At 26.9% G+C, this 19,178-nt stretch carries 18 protein-coding genes; 17 read left to right on the top strand and 1 reads right to left on the bottom strand.

Features of this window, described 5'->3' with window-relative positions:
• The first annotated feature begins 348 nt into the window (after positions 1-348).
• The 7 genes from BGI42_RS14125 to rfbC all read left to right on the top strand — a co-directional run bounded on the left by BGI42_RS14125 (position 349) and on the right by rfbC (position 8,217).
• Entirely contained in the window at positions 349-1,269 is a 921-nt protein-coding gene (locus tag BGI42_RS14125) for an ABC transporter ATP-binding protein (protein WP_069680901.1), read from the top strand.
• Complete coding sequence (locus tag BGI42_RS14120; RefSeq protein ID WP_069680900.1) at positions 1,266-2,480, top strand: ABC transporter permease subunit; 1,215 nt, start codon at positions 1,266-1,268, stop codon at positions 2,478-2,480. Before BGI42_RS14125 ends, BGI42_RS14120 begins: the two co-directional genes overlap by 4 nt.
• A 118-nt stretch (positions 2,481-2,598) precedes the next feature.
• Complete coding sequence (locus tag BGI42_RS16285) at positions 2,599-2,772, top strand: hypothetical protein (protein ID WP_192875382.1); 174 nt, start codon at positions 2,599-2,601, stop codon at positions 2,770-2,772.
• A 922-nt stretch (positions 2,773-3,694) separates the two neighbouring features.
• Positions 3,695-4,768, top strand: a complete 1,074-nt coding sequence (locus BGI42_RS14115) for a pyridoxal-phosphate-dependent aminotransferase family protein (protein ID WP_069680899.1) — start codon at positions 3,695-3,697, stop codon at positions 4,766-4,768.
• Positions 4,769-4,988: 220 nt separating this feature from the next.
• Positions 4,989-5,900 carry a D-2-hydroxyacid dehydrogenase gene (locus BGI42_RS14110; protein ID WP_069680898.1) on the top strand — a complete coding sequence of 304 codons (912 nt, stop codon included), beginning with the start codon at positions 4,989-4,991 and terminating at the stop codon, positions 5,898-5,900.
• A gap of 175 nt (positions 5,901-6,075) precedes the next feature.
• On the top strand, positions 6,076-7,332 hold the full coding sequence (locus BGI42_RS14105; RefSeq protein ID WP_069680897.1) for a DUF1015 domain-containing protein: 1,257 nt from the start codon (positions 6,076-6,078) through the stop codon (positions 7,330-7,332).
• 291 nt (positions 7,333-7,623) lie between these two features.
• Positions 7,624-8,217: a dTDP-4-dehydrorhamnose 3,5-epimerase gene (gene rfbC, locus BGI42_RS14100; protein ID WP_069680896.1), complete on the top strand. Its 594-nt coding sequence runs from the start codon at positions 7,624-7,626 to the stop codon at positions 8,215-8,217.
• A gap of 473 nt (positions 8,218-8,690) precedes the next feature.
• Here the strand turns inward: rfbC and BGI42_RS14095 are convergent, their stop codons facing one another.
• On the bottom strand, positions 8,691-9,188 hold the full coding sequence (locus tag BGI42_RS14095; protein ID WP_069680895.1) for a MogA/MoaB family molybdenum cofactor biosynthesis protein: 498 nt from the start codon (positions 9,186-9,188) through the stop codon (positions 8,691-8,693).
• Between the two features lie 305 nt (positions 9,189-9,493).
• Between BGI42_RS14095 and BGI42_RS14090 the strand changes: the two genes are divergently transcribed.
• From BGI42_RS14090 to moaA, 10 genes are all read left to right on the top strand, one after another.
• Positions 9,494-9,841, top strand: a complete 348-nt coding sequence (locus BGI42_RS14090; protein WP_069680894.1) for a Na-translocating system protein MpsC family protein — start codon at positions 9,494-9,496, stop codon at positions 9,839-9,841.
• A 147-nt stretch (positions 9,842-9,988) separates the two neighbouring features.
• Positions 9,989-12,127: a formate dehydrogenase subunit alpha gene (fdhF, locus tag BGI42_RS14085; RefSeq protein WP_069680893.1), complete on the top strand. Its 2,139-nt coding sequence runs from the start codon at positions 9,989-9,991 to the stop codon at positions 12,125-12,127.
• Between the two features lies 1 nt (position 12,128).
• Positions 12,129-13,343 carry a molybdopterin molybdotransferase MoeA gene (locus BGI42_RS14080; protein ID WP_069680892.1) on the top strand — a complete coding sequence of 405 codons (1,215 nt, stop codon included), beginning with the start codon at positions 12,129-12,131 and terminating at the stop codon, positions 13,341-13,343.
• Complete coding sequence (gene mobB, locus BGI42_RS14075; RefSeq protein ID WP_069680891.1) at positions 13,318-13,899, top strand: molybdopterin-guanine dinucleotide biosynthesis protein B; 582 nt, start codon at positions 13,318-13,320, stop codon at positions 13,897-13,899. Before BGI42_RS14080 ends, mobB begins: the two co-directional genes overlap by 26 nt.
• Before the next feature lie 93 nt (positions 13,900-13,992).
• Positions 13,993-14,760 (top strand): formate dehydrogenase accessory sulfurtransferase FdhD, encoded by a 768-nt coding sequence (fdhD, locus tag BGI42_RS14070; protein ID WP_069680890.1) that lies wholly within the window; start codon positions 13,993-13,995, stop codon positions 14,758-14,760.
• Positions 14,761-14,791: 31 nt separating this feature from the next.
• Entirely contained in the window at positions 14,792-15,376 is a 585-nt protein-coding gene (locus tag BGI42_RS14065; RefSeq protein WP_069680889.1) for a 4Fe-4S dicluster domain-containing protein, read from the top strand.
• A gap of 34 nt (positions 15,377-15,410) precedes the next feature.
• Positions 15,411-16,793 (top strand): [FeFe] hydrogenase, group A, encoded by a 1,383-nt coding sequence (locus BGI42_RS14060; RefSeq protein ID WP_069680888.1) that lies wholly within the window; start codon positions 15,411-15,413, stop codon positions 16,791-16,793.
• Between the two features lie 56 nt (positions 16,794-16,849).
• Positions 16,850-17,422 carry a 4Fe-4S dicluster domain-containing protein gene (locus BGI42_RS14055; protein ID WP_069680887.1) on the top strand — a complete coding sequence of 191 codons (573 nt, stop codon included), beginning with the start codon at positions 16,850-16,852 and terminating at the stop codon, positions 17,420-17,422.
• Positions 17,423-17,617: 195 nt separating this feature from the next.
• A complete protein-coding gene (gene mobA, locus BGI42_RS14050; RefSeq protein ID WP_069680886.1) occupies positions 17,618-18,223 on the top strand; it encodes a molybdenum cofactor guanylyltransferase in 606 nt (201 codons plus the stop codon).
• Positions 18,220-19,176: a GTP 3',8-cyclase MoaA gene (moaA, locus tag BGI42_RS14045; RefSeq protein ID WP_069680885.1), complete on the top strand. Its 957-nt coding sequence runs from the start codon at positions 18,220-18,222 to the stop codon at positions 19,174-19,176. Before mobA ends, moaA begins: the two co-directional genes overlap by 4 nt.
• Positions 19,177-19,178 lie beyond the last annotated feature (2 nt).

The following is a 19,178-nucleotide window of genomic DNA, read 5'->3' as shown; positions in this document are numbered from 1 at the left end:
AGTTTTGTGTTTATTATTTAGATTAAATAATACAAGCTCTATTTTTATTTATGTCTAGGAAATTATAAACGTTTTTTAATTTTTAAGAATGATAAAATCTAGGTTTAATCAACTAAAAAGGGATGAGCTTTTTGTTCTATATTAAAATTATTAATATATAAGAAAAATATAATGTTCTTAAGGAATATATGATACTAGTGTTAATAAAATAATAAATTTAAAGATATGTTTTATGCTAGAATTTACAATTTAAATATATATTTAATAAATTTTAAGAATTTATATATATATTTATTAATTAGTTGTACTTATAATTCTAATTATAGGTAATGTTAAGGGGGAAAACAAATGGATGTTTTAGAAATAAAAAATCTTCATAAAACATTAGGAAATACTGAAATAATAAAAGGAATAAATTTTTCTATAAATCAAGGAGAGATATTTGGTTTTTTAGGTCCAAATGGTGCGGGAAAGACTACAACTATAAGAATGATAGTCGGATTGATAGAGCCAACTAATGGAGAAATAAAGATTTGTGGATATGATTTAAGCAAAAATAAAGAAAAAGCATTAAAAAATGTGGGTGCTGTAGTTGAAAGTCCTGAGTTATATAGATATCTTTCAGGAAAGGAAAATTTAATGCAAATAGCAAGAATTAGAGGAGTATCTAAAAGAGAGGTAGAAGAGTTGATAAAACTTGTTGGCCTTGAAAACAGGATGAATGATAAAATTTCAAAGTATTCTCTTGGAATGAAACAAAGACTAGGCCTTGCAGCAGCTTTAATTGGAAATCCTAAATTACTTATATTAGATGAGCCTACGAATGGATTAGACCCAGCAGGGATATTAGAATTTAGAGAAATTTTAAAAAAGGCATCTAAAGAAAAGAAAATTTCAGTATTTATTTCCTCTCATATATTAAGCGAGATTCAGAATTTATGTGATAAAGTAGCATTTATAAACAAAGGTATAATTCAGTCTATAGAGAAAATGGACAATAAAGGTATATATTCTGAAAAAGATGATATAATTTTAAAAACTAACACTCCAATAAATATAGTACTAGATATAATTAAGAAATTGCCATATGTTATTAGAAGTAAAGTTAATGGAGAAAGAATAACGTTGCTTTTAGAGAAAGATATGACATCTAAATTAGTAAATAAATTAGTAAGTAAAGGCGTGGAAATTTCTGAGGTTTATAAAAATAAACAAGATTTAGAAGAAAGATATATGGAACTTATGAATGGAGGTTCTTTCATAGAATGATATTTTTATTAATAAAAAATGAAATTATAAAGATATTTAAAAGAACTAAAACATGGATTGTATTTAGTTTATTTTTAGTATTTATGGGTATTTGTATGTTTGGATTATATCATGAGAATAAAAATAGACAGCTATATAATTCTCCACAATATAAATTAGAACAAGTTGAAAAAAGTATTAAATATGCTGAAGATGAAATGAATAATATTAAAAATAGTAATGACGAAGAATATTTAAAAAAATTAAATGGAGATTTAAAAAGTTACCAAGAAAAAAAGAAAAGATATGAAGATCAAATAAACAAACCCAATAATCCAGATCAATGGAAAATTGAAGTTGAAGAAGAAATAAGAGAAAATGAAGAGAATTTAAAAAATAAAGATATTACAGAAGAAAACAAAACATGGATTTCTGAAAGGATAGATAAACTTAAATATTTAAAAGAAAATAATATAAAACCGTTAAATGGATATGAATTTAATACTTATAATTATATTGATTCTGTTATAGCTATGTTGGGAATAGGCTTATTAGCTGTAGGAATATCTGTTTTTATGAGTGACATTGTATCAGGAGAATATACTCCAGCAACATTAAAAACTTTATTAGTTCAACCAATATCAAGAGGAAAAATATTATTATCCAAATTTATAGCAATTACAATCACAGTATTAACAATGATCGTATCAACGGAAATATTAACTTTTTTAGGAATTGGAATTATAAAAGGTTTTGATGTTGGAACTTATCCTAAAACAATGGGAGTGAGATATATGTTACAAGCTTCTAATATATCATCTGAGAAATATCCAGATTTAATTAGAATATCTAATACAGGAAACATAGGAACTTTTAATGAATTGATTGTAAAATCATTGTTATTACAAATGATATTTATAATAACTTGTTGTTCTGTAGTGTTTTTGATATCAACAGTATTTAAGAGCACTAATGTTACAGCAGCAATATCTATTATTATAACAGCATCAGGAACTATAATGTTTCAAGTATTTCATTTTTTATCAAATTTTGCACATCTTAATTTTTTAAGTTATGCTGCAGTAAGCTCTGTAATAACAGGTAATGTGGCGTATATATATAGAAATGTAAATATGACCCCTATAAATGGGATAATAATAATGGTTATAACAACAATTATAAGTTATACAATTGCACATTTTGTGTTTAAGAAAAGAGAAATATTAATTTAAATTTTGAATTTATATTTTAAATAATGGTATTATAGTTTAGTAATACAATTATTATATTATAAGGCATATGAAAATAAATTACTTGAATGTGCCTAACTGAAAGAAAGGAATTGATATTATGCCAGCAGGAAATGGAGTCAATTGTGAAGACTGTCCAGAATTTAAAAGTGGAAGATGTAATTCAAATGATATAACTTGTTTATGTTATAGATGTCCAAGAAAATTAGCACAATGTATATGCGTAAAATATTGTAGAGAGACGGAATCGGTATTATATTTTGATAAAGAATAGATTTAAATGAAAAATAAGATAAATATAAAAAAAGAACATTTAATAATTTAAAAATTATTAAATGTTCTTTTTTATGTCCGTGAAATTATAGAATATTTAAAGCTTGAAAGACTGATACAATCTAGGCTTAATCAAGTATTAGTTGATAATTGAGAGTGAAAAGTGGAGAGTTAAGGAAAAAATTCCTAGCAGAATTTTAAAATATATATTTTTAGAAATTCTTAAGACTTTCAACCAAGTTTAAAAAGGGTGCATGGCTAAAAAAATCGACGGCTCCACAGTAGCCTTGGTGATTTTTTTATATTCTAATTTTAATTGAAAAAGAATGACATATATGAATATAAGTTATTTGATTTCAAATAATAATAGGGGATAGGCTAAGGAGATGTTTATATTTTTTATAGATTAAAAAAATCAAATATAAGATTTTAAATTTATTGATAATGAAAATATGTTATTACAATAAGAAAATATTGAAAAAATAATACAATAATGTTATTATTATACAATAATAATAAATGTAAAAATATGTTAAATTTAAAAATAATAACTCCATTTATTTTATGAATTATTTATATATTTCACAAATATATTTGATAATCAATATATAAATAATGAATATATTTCACAATTGATATATTATCAGCATAAATATATTAAAGGTATATAAAAATGCTAGAGTATGTAGATTTATATGATTATAAGGCAATATATAAGGCTTAAAAGGTATCGTTAAAAATTTAACAAGAAAAGTGAAAGAATATCAAAAATATCGTTAAAAATTTAACGAGTGTAAATAGTGGGATTTCACTGTTGAGATATTGAGTTATGTGTAAATAAAAAGTGAAATATATAAATAAATTAATGTAAAGATAAGCTTAATAAGCAATATAACTTATCAATAAAATGGGGTGATTTTTAAATGCATAAGAAATTATTTATTCCAGGACCAGTAGAGGTTCGAAAAGATGTCCTTGAAAAAATGGCAACTTCTATGATTGGGCATAGGAGCAAAGATGCATCAATTTTACAAAGAAGAATAAGTGATAATTTAAGGAAGCTATTTTACACTAAGGACGAAATATTGCTTTCTACAACTTCTGGTAGTGGACTCATGGAAGGTGCTATAAGATGTTGTACTGCTAAAAGAGCAGCTGTATTTTCTGTAGGGGCTTTTGGGAAAAGATGGTATGAGATGGCAGTAAATAATAATGTTCCAGTAGATTTATTTGATATTGAAATGGGACATGCTATAAATCCTATAGAAGTAGAAAAAGTATTAAGTACAGGTAAATACGATTTAATTGCTGTTACCCATAATGAGACTTCAACAGGAATAATGAATCCAGTTGATGAAATTGGGAAAATAGTTAAGAAGTATCCGAATATAGTCTTTATTGTTGATGCAGTAAGTTCAGCAGCAGGAACAAAAATAGAAGTTGATAAATGGGGTATAGATGTTTGTATAACTTCATCTCAAAAAGCATTAGGCTTACCACCAGGATTATCAATATGTACTTTTTCAGAAAAAGCAAAAGAAAGAGCTGAAAAGGTTCCTAATAGAGGATATTATTTAGATTTATTAAAACTATATAAATATATTCAAAAGAAAGATTATCAATACCCTTCAACACCATCACTTTCTCATATGTTTGCATTAGATTATCAACTAGATAATATATTAAATAAAGAAGGATTAGAAAATAGATTTGCAAGACATGTTGAAATGGCAAAAATAGTTAGAAAATGGGCTAAAAAATATTTTGCTATTTTCCCAGATGAAAATTATTTATCTAATACATTAACAACAATTAAAAATACAAGGGGAATAAGCGTAGCAGACTTAAATAAAGAGCTTGGCAAAAGAGGGTTTCAGATTTCTAATGGATATGGAGATTTAAAGGAAAAGACATTTAGAATAGCTCATATGGCTGATTGTACCGTTGAAGATATAGAAGAATTGCTTAAAAATATAGAAGAAATTTTAGGACTGTAGATGTATTTTATGATTATGTTGGAATTATAGTATAAAGTTTGTGAACTAAGTAATTGAACTTAGGAACACTAAAATAATCAAGATATTATCTTATTGAGGCATTTGAAAGAGCATTATTAAAAGGTTCTTTTCAGATGTCTAAATTATATTAAAAAAAAGTTAAGAATTGAAAGTGGAGTTAAATATCCACTTTCAACTTAAAAAAGAATGGGGGATTTTTATGATTAGGGTATTAACAAACGATGGTTTGCAACCTAAAGCTATAGAAAACTTAGAAAAATTAGGCATTGAAGTTGTAAATGAACATTTTGATCAAGATATATTAGGAGAAAAATTAAAAGAATTTGATGTATTGGTAATAAGGTCGGCTACTAAAGTTACTGCTGATGTAATAGATAAAGAAGCAAATGGAAAGCTTAAATTAATAATTAGAGCAGGGGTAGGGACAGATAATATAGATATACCCTATGCTAGTAAAAACAATATACATGTAACTAATACTCCATCAGCAAGCTCTGATTCAGTTGCAGAACTTGCATTAGCTCATATGTTTGCACTTTCAAGATTTATAGGAATAGCAAATGTAACTATGAGAAATGGTGAGTGGAATAAGAAAAAATATCAAGGCGTAGAGCTATGCAGAAAGACTCTTGGGATAATAGGAATGGGTAGAATAGGTCAGGCCTTAGCTAAAAAAGCAACAGCTTTAGGAATGGAAGTTATATATAACACAATAGAAGGGAAACATGAAGAATTAAGTTATAAATTTTTATCATTTCAAGAGGTGTTAAAGGAGTCGGATTTTATATCACTGCATGTTCCATATGATAAAAAAAGTGGAGCATTAATAGGAAAAGATGAATTGAATTTAATGAAGAAAAATGCTTATTTAATTAACTGTGCTAGAGGAAAAGTTGTTGATGAATCAGCATTATTAGAAGCTTTAAATAATGATGTTATAGCAGGTGCTGGAATTGATGTATTTGAAGAAGAGCCAACTAAGAATGAAGCTTTAATAAATCATCCTAAAGTTAGTGTAACTCCTCATATTGGTGCAGCAACTAAAGAAGCACAAAATAGGATAGGTGATGAGGTAGTTTCAATTATTAGCGATTTTTTTAATATACATTAAAATGTACTAAAAATAAATAAAGTGGTTTATTAATTTGGTGAGATTGTTTACAATATATATAAAGAATACTAAGAAGTATACTTTTAATTGATATTAAATATTTTATTTTAAATGAATTTTAGATATACATTTATAGATAAAATAAGAATACTTAAATAATTAGGAGGAAGTTTAAATGGCTGTAATTAGACCTTTTAAAAGTATTAGACCAATTAGCGAATTAGCATCAAAAGTAGCAGCTCTACCATATGATGTTATGAATAGTGAAGAAGCTAGAAAAATGACAAAAGGAAATCCACATTCATTTCTTCATATTGATAGAGCAGAAATAGATTTAGATCCTTCAATAGATGTACATGATAAAAAGGTTTATGAAAAAGCAAGAGATAATTTAAATAAAATGCTTGATGATGGTGATTATATACAAGATATTAATCCATGTCTGTATATATATAGACAAATAATGGATGGAAGATCTCAAACTGGAATAGTATTTTGTGCGTCTATTGATGATTATCTAAAGGGTGTTATTAAAAAACATGAATTTACAAGAAAAGATAAAGAAGAAGATAGAATAAATCATGTGGATTATTGTGATGCAAACACAGGACCTATATTTTTAACTTATAATGAAGATCAACTTGCATCAGAAATTATTGAAGCGTGGATTGAGAATGAAAGCAAAAGAAAGCCGCTATATAATTTTGTATCAGAAGATGGAATAACCCATATTGTTTGGGCAATTGATAATGATATTATAATAGATGAAATAATAGATTTATTTAAAGAAATAGATTGTTTATATATAGCAGATGGACACCATAGAGCAGCTTCAGCAGTTAAAGTTGGATTAAAAAGAAGAAAAGAAAATCCTAACTATACAGGAAAAGAAGAATTTAATTATTTCTTAGCAGTAGCATTTCCTGATAATGATTTAATGGTAATGGATTATAATAGGGTAGTTAGAGATTTAAATGGATTAACTAAATATGAGTTATTTGAGAAATTAGAAGATAAATTTTATATATCAGATGCTCCAACTACTGAGCCATTTAAGCCTTATAAAAAGCATATGTTTGGTATGTACTTAGAACATAGATGGTATGTGTTAGAAGCAAAGAAAGAAACTTTTAATGAAGAAGATCCTATATTAAGTTTAGATGTATCAATATTGCAAGAAAATATATTACATCCTATATTGGGAATAGAAGATGTAAGAACATCTGACAGAATAGATTTTATAGGAGGAATAAGAGGATTAAAAGAGTTAGAACGTAGAGCAAATACAGATATGAAAATAGCATTTTCAATGTATCCAACAGAAGTTAGAGATATAATGAGAGTTGCTGATATAGGAGAGGTAATGCCACCTAAGTCTACGTGGTTTGAACCTAAATTAAGAAGTGGATTATTTATTCACAAATTAAAATGAGAAAAAAGTCCAAGCTAGTAAATCGCCTTCTATTCACTTGATAATGGCGATTTACTAGCTTGTTTTTTATTAGACAGAAAATTATAAAAGCTTGATGAAATCTAAGTTAAATTAAATATTAGTTGAGATTTGAGAGGAGGATAAATAGTTAAGAGGGGAGAGTGCAAAATGAAGAAGAAAATTCTAACTTAATTTTAAAAATATATTATTTATAAAGTTTTTGGATATAAAAATGCTAATAAAGTAGTATGAATTAGTATATAAAATAATTTTAGTAAGGGGATTGGGTATATGGGGAATTTTAATATTAATGAAACTAAAATAAGTGGATTGTATGTAATAGAACCTGAAGTTTTTAAAGATGAAAGAGGGTATTTTATGGAAACATATAATAAAAAACCATTTTTAAAAGCTGGGCTAGATATGAATTTTGTTCAAGATAATGAATCTAAATCAACAAAGGGAGTTCTTAGAGGACTTCATTTTCAAAAAGAGCATAGTCAAGGAAAATTAGTTAGAGTAATTAAAGGTGAAGTTTTTGATGTAGCAGTAGATTTAAGATATGGTTCACCAACCTTTGGAAAGTGGGAAAGCATTATTTTAAGTGAGACAAATAAAAAACAATTTTATATACCAGAAGGGTTTGCACATGGATTTTTAGTACTTTCAGATGAAGCTATATTTAATTATAAATGTACAGATTTTTATGCACCAGGAGATGAAGGTGGAATCATGTGGAATGATCCAGATATAAATATAAAATGGCCTTTAGAAAAAATAGAAAAATTAATTATATCAGAAAAAGATAAAGTGTATCCACAGTTTAAAGATATAAATTTTAAAAAGTATCCACAAATTTATAATAATAAATTCTATTACTGTTGATAAAAAAATTAAAATGTGAATAAGTTATTGGTTTCTAAAAAGATAAATAAAAAAGATTGACCATGTACTTGAACAGTAAAAATAAAGATTAAAATGAAAAGAAGATAAATCATAAAATGTAGAAGATAAATCATAAAATGTATAAGAGATTATTAAGTTTCAAAGTTTAAAAGACTGATAAAATGTAATTCAAATTAAATTTTAGTTGAGAATTAACAATGAAAAGTGGAGAGTTAAGGCAAAAATCCTTAATGGAATTTTAAGCTCTAAATTCTCCACTTTCAATTGATAATTAGGTATGTCCACTTTTTATGATTAAAATTAATACATAATTATGATGTGGATTAGAAAAAAATTATAGACACATCATCTAGACACATTCAATTATTTCATGTGCCTTATTACAATAATAAGAATTAAATTAATATATATTTATTACAATAATAAGAATTAAATTAACATATAGCTAAATATTATTTTTTAGGTGTTGCACACTCAGTTGCATTTCCTGTTAATATATCAATACCATGAGGAATGGCATCTAAAATTACTTCTAAATTTTCAGTAGCAGCTTTAGGACTCCCAGGTAAGTTTATAATTAAGGTTTCATTTCTTATACAAGAAATACCTCTTGATAACATAGCTTTTGGTGTTATTTTTAAAGAAGCAGCTCTCATCGCTTCTCCAAATCCAGGAACTAATTTTTCAGATACTTGCAAAGTTGCTTCAGGAGTTACATCTCTTTTGGAAAATCCAGTGCCACCATTTGTAAGAATTAAGTTAACTTTTAGTTCATCACAAAGATAGACTAATTCCTCAGTTATTTTATCAATTTCATCAGGTAGCATTTTATAATAAACTAAAGAATATGTATCTTCTGGAAGAATGTTTTTAATAGTTGGTCCTGTGATATCTTTACGTTCTCCAATATATCCTTTATCACTCATAGTAAGTATAGCTGTTTTTATCATATCTAATCTCCTAATTAATAATTTTATTATATTATATATTTTAATATACAAGCCATAATTATAATATAACTAAATAAGTTTTCAAATTAAATTATATATTATCAAGTTTTTAAATTGAATCATATATTATATAGTTAAAACTTATTATCATATAGAATGATAAAGAAAATCATGTGCTATTATGATAATATGGTTGAAAATTACAGAATATAGTCGAAAAAGATAAAATGTTTATTTGACTATTAAATTTTGTCGAGTTAAAATGATATTTATGAATACCATTATTATGGCATTGAGGTGTAAGTTTGCTTAGTGAAGAGTTAGAATTACAAGAGAAAATAAGAAAATTATCAATAAGAATTGTTAAATATTATAGAGGAAAAGGTCCTGATAATGTTAAAGTAAATATAAATAAAAATCTTATAGTTATACACATTAAAGGAATACTTTCTAATTTATCTGAAATTTTAGTTAACCAAGGGGCTTGCAATGAAGTGAAAAAATATTGGAAATATATAAAGCCACATCTTGAAGATGAATTTTTAGATGAAGTTCATGATGTTATTGGAAAAGATTTTGATTATGATTGGGAAATACATAATTTAGAAAATAGAGATAGAGAAATAGTAATAAAAATTAATAAAAATCAATAAAAACATGGTTTGATTGAAGAGAAAGAAATATCTTAGCTTTTTGATAAGCCAGTACTTTGTGTTAGTAGACACTTTGTACTGGCTTTTTTTATTTTTACAAATATAGTTAAAAAAACAAATATTTTAAACTAAAGGAGAATTTTTAATATGGAAAAGAAAGTGTTAACGGTATGCCCATACTGTGGAAGTGGATGTCAGCTTTATTTAGTAGTAAAAGATGGTGAAATTGTTAGAGCTGAACCAGCTAATGGAAGAACTAATGAAGGAAAATTATGTTTAAAAGGTCATTATGGTTGGGATTTTTTAAATGATCCTAAAATATTAACTGCTAGAATTAAGCAACCAATGATAAGAAAGAATGGTTTATTAGAAGAAGTATCATGGGAAGAGGCAACTAAGTTTGTCGCAGAAAAGTTAACAGCTATAAAAGAAAAATATGGTCCAGATGCTATTATGGGAACAGGAGCAGCAAGAGGTCCTGGAAATGAAGCTAATTATATAATGCAAAAATTTATGAGAGCTGTAATTGGAACTAATAATGTTGATCATTGTGCAAGAGTTTGTCATGGTCCTTCAGTAGCAGGATTATCTTACTCATTAGGTGATGGAGCAATGTCTAACTCTATTGAAGAAATAGAGGATACAGATTTAGTATTTGTTTTTGGTTATAATGCAGCAGATACTCATCCAATTGTAGCAAGAAGAATAGTTAAAGCTAAAGAAAAAGGAGCAAAAATAATTGTTACAGATCCAAGAATAACTGAAACTTCAAAATTTGCTGATTTACATTTACCTATAAAAGGTGGAACTAATATGGTGTTAGTAAATGCTTTTGGTAATGTATTAATAAATGAAGAATTATATGATAAAGAATACGTTAGAAACTATACAGAAGGATTTGAAGAATATAAAGAAAATGTTAAAAAGTATACTCCAGAATATGCAGAAAAGATCACTGGTGTTAAAGCTGATGACATAAGAAAGGCTATGAGAGAATATTCAAAAGCAAAAACTGCAACTATTCTTTATGGAATGGGCGTATGCCAATTTTCACAAGCTGTAGATGTAGTAAAAGGATTAGCATCATTAGCACTTTTAACAGGAAATTTTGGAAAACTTAATGTAGGAATTGGTCCTGTTCGTGGTCAAAATAATGTTCAAGGTGCTTGTGATATGGGAGCTTTACCTAATGTATATCCAGGATATCAAAAAGTTACAGATAAAAAGGTTAAAGAAAAATTTGAGAAAGCTTGGGACGTTAAGTTATCTGATAAGGTTGGATATTTCTTAACAGAAGTACCACATTTAGTATTAAAAGAAAATAAATTAAAGGCATATTACATATTTGGAGAAGATCCAGTACAAAGTGATCCAAATGCAGCTGAATTAAGAGAAGCTTTAGATAAAATGGAATTAGTAATAGTACAAGATATTTTTATGAATAAAACTGCCCTTCATGCCGATGTAGTTTTACCAGCAACTAGTTGGGGTGAACATGATGGAGTTTATTCATCAGCAGATCGTGGATTCCAAAGAATTAGAAAAGCTGTTGAACCAAAAGGTAATGTAAAAACAGATTGGCAAATTATATGTGATATAGCAACAGCTATGGGATATGAAATGAGTTATAAGAACACAGAAGAAATATGGGATGAAATGAGAAGTTTATGTCCAGATTTTGCAGGAGCAAGTTATAAAAAACTTGATGAACTAGGAGGCGTTCAATGGCCATGTCCTAATGAACAACATAATGGAACTAAATATTTATATTCAGGAAATAAATTCTCAACTGATAATGGAAAAGGAAGATTATTTGCTTGCGAATGGAGACAACCTATGGAAGTTCCAGATGAAGAGTATCCATTAAGTTTAGCTACAGTTAGAGAAGTAGGACATTATTCAGTAAGAACAATGACTGGAAATTGTAGAGCATTAAGAAGTTTAGCAGATGAGCCAGGTTTCATTAGTATGAGTATTGAAGATGGTGAAAATCTTAAAATAAAAGATGGAGAGCTAGTTAGAATAACTTCAAGAAGAGGTAGTGTTATATCTAGAGCTTCAATAAGCGAAAGAACAAAAAAAGGATCTACATTTATGACATATCATTGGTGGATAGGAGCTTGTAATGAATTAACTAATGATTCTTTAGATCCAATATGTAAAACTCCTGAATTTAAATATTGTGCAGTTAAAGTAGAAAAAATTGATGATCAAGATTGGGCAGAATCATATGTAAAAGATGAATATGAAAAAATAAGAAGAAAAATGAATATAAAGGAATTTTAATATGGTTAATATAGATGATGCACTAAATATGATTTGTAAAGAAACAAAGATACTTGGAATAGAAAATAAAGATTTATTAAGTAGTATTAATAGAGTTTTAGCGGAAGATATATATTCTAAGGATAATTTACCACCATTTAATAAATCAGCTATGGATGGATACGCTATAAAAAGTAACGACACATATAACTGTAGTAAAGAAAATATTTGTGAGCTTAAAATAAAAGGAATTATAAAAGCTGGAGATTTTCTTAATGGCACTTTAAAAAATGGAGAAGCTTATAAGATAATGACTGGAGCTCCGGTTCCTAAGGGAGCAGATGCAGTTATAGAAATTGAAAAAGTTGAAAGTAAAGAAGATAAACTTCTTATTTTTGAACAGGTAAAGGAAAATAACAACGTAATCAAATTTGGCGAAGAAATTAAAATAGGTGATTTAGCAATCAATAAAAACAATATTATAAGACCCGTAGAAATAGGGGTATTAGCATCACTTGGATATAGCAGTGTTAAGGTCTATAAGGCACCAACTGTAGCACTTATTGTTACTGGGGATGAACTTGTTGATATAAAGTCTAATATTAAAAATGGACAAATAAGAAATAGTAATGAATATTCATTAAAAGCATTAGTAACAAATTTAAATGCAGAAGCTTTATCTTTAGGAATTGTTTCTGATGATAAAGAAATTTTAAAAGAAAAAATTAAGTATGCTTTAGAAAAAGCAGACATTGTTATTACCTCAGGAGGAGCATCTGTTGGAGACTATGATTTTGTTAAAGATACTTTAAAAGAAATAGGAGCAGATATTAAGTTTTCAAAAATAGCAATTAAGCCAGGAAAGCCAGTAACTTTTGCTACATTTAATGAAAAATTATTTTTTGCACTTCCAGGAAATCCATCATCATTAATAACTAGCTTTGAAAACTTTGTAAAGCCAACTATTGAAAAAATTATGGGAAAAGGAAATTCTAATTTAGAAGAATTTCCTGTTACATTAATGGATGATTTTAAAGGAAAACCAGGTAGACAAAAATATGTGTATGTTGAAATAAAAAGGAAAGATAAAGATTATTATGCATATAAGGTTGGTTCTCAATGTTCTAATCATTTAATGACCATGAGTAGAGCTAATGGAATAATAATTATACCTAAAGAAGTTGGAAATGCTAAAGCAGGAGAAGTTTTTAATGGAAAATTTATATTTAGAAAATAATAAGCCTTTTGTTATTTCAATAGTTGCTACTAAGTCTGGAACAGGAAAAACAACATTAATAGAACAGTTAATCAAAATTTTTAAGCTTAGAAAATATAAAGTTGGAGTTTTGAAACATGATGCACATAAGTTTGAAATAGATAAAGAAGGCAAAGATAGTTATAAATTTAGTAAAGCTGGAGCAGATAATGTAATTATTTCATCTAATGAGAAATTAGCTATGATTCAAATTCAAAAAGAGGAAAAGAACATAGAGGATATTATAAAATTTTTTGAAAATATAGATATTGTTATAGTAGAAGGATTCAAAAGTAATAAATATCCCAAAATAGAAGTTTATAGAAAAGAAATTGATAATAAATTACTTTATGAAGATATGAATTTTAATAAAGAAACTTTTTTAGCTGTGGCAAGTAATGAAAAATTAAATTTAGATATTCCTATTCTAGATTTAAATGATGCATATTCTATAGCTAATTTTATTGAGCAAAAAATTTTTAATAAGACAGATAAAAAAGAAAATTATACTGATTTGTTACTTTCTAAATGTAATTAATCTATTATACAGTTTTGTATTTATATGAACATTGTTAATTTAATAGATAATTTTAGGGTACAAGCATAATGAGTATATGGAAGGAAAACAACAATGGATAAAGTTTTAAATTGTAATGCTATTAAAATAAAAAAAGATGAAGTATTTGAAGTAAGTGAAATATTAGTTCGTGAATATGCTTTAAGTATTTTTTTGAATTCAAAGAAATTAGCAACATTATTTTGCAGTCCAGAAAAGTTTGAAGAATTGACAATTGGTTTTTTAAGAACAGAGGGAATTATCAATTCTAAGAAGGATATAATTAATCTTAATATAGATGAAGCAAATGGAGTTGTAGATGTAAAAATAAAAAATCTAGACAATGTTAAAGAGAGTGTTTATTCAAAAAAAGTTAAATTACAAAATAACAGTGTGGATTTTTTTAATGATATAAATTGTAAACCGGTAGATAGCAACATAACTTTAGAATCTAATAAGGTTTTTGAATTCATGAAGAAAAATCTTGATTATTCAGAAGTATTTAAAACAACAGGGGGAGTTCATTGTGTAGCATTATGTGATACAGAGGATATAAGGGTTATTTCAGAAGATGTAGCAAGACATAATGCACTAGATAAAGTTATAGGAGAAGCACTTATAAAAGATATATCTTTAAAAGATAAAATAATAATATTAAGTGGGAGAGTGTCATTAGAAATGATACTAAAAGCTGCAAAATTACAAATACCAATTATTATATCAAAATCAGCTCCTACAAGTTTATCTTTAGAACTTGCTAAACGACTTAATATTACTTTAATAGGTTTTGTTAGAGGTAATAAGATGAACATATATGCAAATAAGCAAAGAATTTTATTTTAGATAGATTAAATTAAGAAAGGCGTGAAGAAGTTTGAAGTCAAGCGGTAATTCTTTTGTTATAAGTGATAATAGTAAGTGTGTAGGTTGTAAAGCTTGCGAATTAGCTTGTTTTGCAGCACATAACAAAGATAATAACGTTGGATTAACAGTAGGAACTGTAAAAGTTCCTGTTATACCAAGATTACATATTGTTAAGGTTAATAAAAAAACAGCACCAATTCAATGTAGACAATGTGAAGATGCTCCATGCGGAAATGTATGTCCTGTAGGAGCTATAAAGAAGCAAGATAATATTATTTTTATAGATGAAAAAACTTGTATAGGATGTAAGTCTTGTGTATTAGCTTGTCCTTTTGGAGCAATAGAAGTATTGCCAGTATATGAAGGTGGAAAATCACTAATGCAAAAAGGTTTAAAAGAAAAATCTAATAATGAATTTAAAGATAAATCAAAGGTTACTGCATATAAGTGTGATTTATGTATAGAAACTGGAACTCCTGCTTGTGTAAAAGCATGTCCTAAGGATGCTTTAAGTTTAGTTAATACATCAGAAGAAAAGCAAAATAAAAAAATTTCAGCGGCTTTAGGATTAAATAGTTTGGTTAATAAGTTCTAGGCACATTGAAAAAAATAGTGAAGGAGATTTTTTGATGTTACAAAATGTAAATGTAATTAATATAGATGAAGAATTATGTACAGGTTGTAGACAATGTGCAGAAGTTTGCCCTGTTAATGCAATAGAAGGTGAGTTTGGTAATCCACAAAAAATAAATAATGATATTTGTGTTATGTGTGGACAATGTGTTCAGGCTTGTAGTTCTTATGAACAAATTTTTAATATTAATGATATTAAAGTACAAGAAAAGCTTAAAAAGAGAGGTATGTTAGAAGAAACAACAGAACCACTTTTTGCAGCTTATAATATGGGACAAGTAAAAAAGGTAAAAGAAATATTAAATAACAGTAGCATACATAAGATAGTACAATGTGCACCAGCAGTTAGGGTTGCATTAGCAGAAGAATTTGGACTACCATTTGGTACATTAACACCAGGTAAAATGGCGGCAGCACTTAGATGCTTAAAATTTGATAAAATTTATGACACAAATTTTGCAGCTGATTTAACTATAATTGAAGAAGGAAATGAACTTATACAAAGGATTCTAAAGAAAGAAAAGTTACCTATGTTTACATCTTGTTGTCCAGCATGGGTAAAATTTGCGGAACAAGAATATCCAGAATTATTAAGTCATTTATCAAGTTGTAAGTCACCTCAACAGATGGCAGGAGTTATATTCAAAACTTATGGAGCAAAAATTGAAGATATAGATCCAGCTAAAATTTTTAATGTAGCTATTATGCCATGCACATGTAAGGGATATGAAAGTGATAGAAAATATATGGATTCAAGTGGATTTAAGGATGTGGATCTTGTAATAACTACTAGAGAATTAGCTTACTTGATAAAGGATAATGGAATTGATTTCAAAAACTTACCAGAAGAAGATTTTGATAAACCATTAGGAAATTATAGTGGTGCTGGTACTATATTTGGAGTTACTGGTGGAGTTATGGAAGCTGCTATAAGAACAGGATATGAACTAATAACAAAAGAAAAAATCCCAAAGATAGATTTAGAATTTATTAGAGGGGGAGAAGGAATAAGAGATGCAGTAGTTAATGTAGGAGAATTACAATTAAAAATTGCTGTAGTTTCAGGATTGAAAAATGTTGTTCCAATACTTGAAAAAGTAAAACAAGGTAAGTGTGAGTACGACTTTATTGAAGTTATGACATGTCCACAAGGATGTATTAGTGGAGGTGGTCAACCTAAACTTTTATTAAAGGAAGATACAGAATTGGCTTATAAGAGTAGAAAAGAAGCAATATATAAACATGATTGTGATTCTGAAATTAGAAAATCTCATGAAAATCCAGATATTAAAAAATTATATAATGATTTTCTAAATGAACCTTTAGGACACATTTCTCATGAGTTATTACATACCAAATATACAGTGAGAAAAAAATAAAAATTAATAAAATACATATGTATTAATGTTTTAAATATAGATAGGAGAGTTTAATAATGAATAGTTTTGTTATAGGAGATTCTAATAAATGTATAGGTTGTAAAACATGCCAAGTAGCTTGTGTGGCAGCTCATACAAAAGAAAATATGTTTTTAGGTGATCCAAATGAGATGGAATTTAATCCACGTTTAACTGTTGTAAAAAAAGCAAATATTACTGTAGCAGTTCAATGTAGACAATGTGAGAATGCACCTTGTGCTAATGCATGTCCAAACGGCTCTATTACTAATGAAAATGGTGTAATTATAATTAATAAGGAAACATGTGTTGGATGTAAAACATGTTTAATAGCATGTCCTTTTGGAGCAATTGATATGGTAGAAGAATATAAAGATGGCCAAAAGGTAATGCAAAATGGATTAAAATCTATGGATTCTGGCAAGTTAAAATCTATAGAAAAATTAGTAGCTAATAAATGCGATTTATGCATTGGTAGAGAAAATGGACCAGCTTGTGTAGAAATCTGTCCAACAGCAGCATTAAGAGTTGTTAGCGAAGAAGATTTTAAGGAATCTGTTAATAAAAAGAGAGTAAATGCACTTAAAGATTTAGCAAACTTAAATAGATAACATAGTCTATTTGAAAATATTAGACTATGTTTTACCATGGTCTTTTATTGTATGCTTAAATTTGCCATATATGATTTTAATTTATATGTTTAAAATTTAATTTATTATAGTGTACAGTACGCTATGAAAAATAACTACATAACTAATATAAGTTAAAATTGGTAAAAATAAACTTGATTTTTTAAGAGGAATATTATGAAAAAATTCAAAACTGCAGTGATACTTGCAGGTGGCAAAAGTTCAAGAATGGGTTTTGATAAGCAATTTTTAAAGATAAATGAGAAGAGATTAATTAATGTTTTAATAGATACTTTAAAAAAAGAATTTGAAGAGATTATTATAGTTACCAACAAAAAAAATGAGTATAAAGATTTTTTATGCAAAATAGTTTGTGATGAAATAAAAGAAAAAGGACCATTAAGTGGAATACATGTTGGGCTTAAGGAAAGTAGCTCAAAATATGTTTATTTTATAGCTTGTGATATGCCCAATATAAATTTAAATTATATAAAATTTATGAAAGAAAAAATAGAAAATCTAAATATAGATGCTTGCATAACTAAAATAAATAATAATATACAGCCATTTAATGGATTTTATTCCAAAAATATAATAAAATATATAGAAGAAATAGTTTTCACAGATAAAAAATCTTTGTTTTATTTAGTTAATAACGTAAAAACTTTGTATATACAGGAACATGAGGCTAGAAGATATGATAAAAATCTAAATATGTTTATTAATTTAAACAATTATGAGGATTTAAATAATTTTAACAGCGGAGGCATTAGTATTAAATGATAGATTCATATGGACGAAGGATAAATTATTTAAGAATATCTGTTACTGAACTTTGTAATTTGAGATGTAAATATTGTATGCCAGAAAAAGGAATAAAAAAGTGTAGTCATAATGATATTTTAAGAATAGAAGAATTTCTTGAAATAGCTAAGTCTTTTGTAAATAAGGGAATAGATAAGATACGTATAACTGGTGGAGAACCTTTGGTTAGAAAAGGTGTATTAAGTTTAATAAAAGGAATATCTGAAATTGAAGGGGTAAAAGATTTAGCATTAACAACCAATGGTGTATTTTTAAAGGAATATGCAAAAAAGTTAAAAGAAGCTGGTCTTAATAGAGTTAACATAAGTTTAGATACTTTAAATGAAAATAAATATAAACATATAACAAATGGTGGAGATATTAACAAAGTCTTAGAAGGAATAAAAGAAGCAAAAAAAGTAGGACTTACCCCAATAAAGTTAAATATAGTTTTAATTAAAGACTTTAATGAAGATGAGATTGAAGATTTTATTAATTTAACAAGAGATGAAGAAATAGATGTTAGATTTATAGAATTAATGCCTATAGGAGAACTTAAATATTGGGCTTTAAATAGATATCTATCAAATGATATTGTTTTAGAAAAAAATAAAGAATTGATAGAAATAGAAAGCCAAGATAAATCATCACCAGCAAAATATTACAAGTTACCTGATGGAAAAGGAAGGGTTGGAATTATAAATCCTATTTCTTGTAAGTTTTGTGATAACTGCAATAGACTTAGATTGACTGCAGATGGAAAAGTTAAAACTTGTCTTCATTCAGATGATGAGATAGATATCGGTAAAGTTTTAAGAAATGGTGAAAATATAGATAATACAATTGTTAAGATAGTAAAAAATAAACCTAAAGAACACAATTTAGAACAAGGGGATTACATAAATAGAACAATGACCACTATAGGAGGGTAATT

It is taken from the genome of Clostridium taeniosporum (assembly GCF_001735765.2).
Taxonomy (GTDB): Bacteria; Bacillota; Clostridia; order Clostridiales; family Clostridiaceae; genus Clostridium; species Clostridium taeniosporum.
The sequence above is the reverse complement of the archived record's forward strand: the minus strand, read 5'-3'. Positions and strand labels throughout refer to the sequence as shown.

Bases quoted from the DNA above. Each gene is read 5' to 3' on its own strand.
- BGI42_RS14110 (WP_069680898.1), top strand. From the start codon at position 4,989: ATGATTAGGGTATTAACAAACGATGGTTTGCAACCTAAAGCTATAGAA.
- rfbC (WP_069680896.1), top strand. From the start codon at position 7,624: ATGGGGAATTTTAATATTAATGAAACTAAAATAAGTGGATTGTATGTA.
- BGI42_RS14055 (WP_069680887.1), top strand. From the start codon at position 16,850: ATGAATAGTTTTGTTATAGGAGATTCTAATAAATGTATAGGTTGTAAA.
- BGI42_RS14060 (WP_069680888.1), top strand. From the start codon at position 15,411: ATGTTACAAAATGTAAATGTAATTAATATAGATGAAGAATTATGTACA.
- fdhD (WP_069680890.1), top strand. From the start codon at position 13,993: ATGGATAAAGTTTTAAATTGTAATGCTATTAAAATAAAAAAAGATGAA.
- BGI42_RS14095 (WP_069680895.1), bottom strand. From the start codon at position 9,188: ATGATAAAAACAGCTATACTTACTATGAGTGATAAAGGATATATTGGA.
- fdhF (WP_069680893.1), top strand. From the start codon at position 9,989: ATGGAAAAGAAAGTGTTAACGGTATGCCCATACTGTGGAAGTGGATGT.
- BGI42_RS14115 (WP_069680899.1), top strand. From the start codon at position 3,695: ATGCATAAGAAATTATTTATTCCAGGACCAGTAGAGGTTCGAAAAGAT.
- BGI42_RS14120 (WP_069680900.1), top strand. From the start codon at position 1,266: ATGATATTTTTATTAATAAAAAATGAAATTATAAAGATATTTAAAAGA.
- BGI42_RS14125 (WP_069680901.1), top strand. From the start codon at position 349: ATGGATGTTTTAGAAATAAAAAATCTTCATAAAACATTAGGAAATACT.
- BGI42_RS14080 (WP_069680892.1), top strand. From the start codon at position 12,129: ATGGTTAATATAGATGATGCACTAAATATGATTTGTAAAGAAACAAAG.
- mobA (WP_069680886.1), top strand. From the start codon at position 17,618: ATGAAAAAATTCAAAACTGCAGTGATACTTGCAGGTGGCAAAAGTTCA.
- BGI42_RS14105 (WP_069680897.1), top strand. From the start codon at position 6,076: ATGGCTGTAATTAGACCTTTTAAAAGTATTAGACCAATTAGCGAATTA.
- moaA (WP_069680885.1), top strand. From the start codon at position 18,220: ATGATAGATTCATATGGACGAAGGATAAATTATTTAAGAATATCTGTT.
- BGI42_RS16285 (WP_192875382.1), top strand. From the start codon at position 2,599: ATGCCAGCAGGAAATGGAGTCAATTGTGAAGACTGTCCAGAATTTAAA.
- mobB (WP_069680891.1), top strand. From the start codon at position 13,318: ATGGAAAATTTATATTTAGAAAATAATAAGCCTTTTGTTATTTCAATA.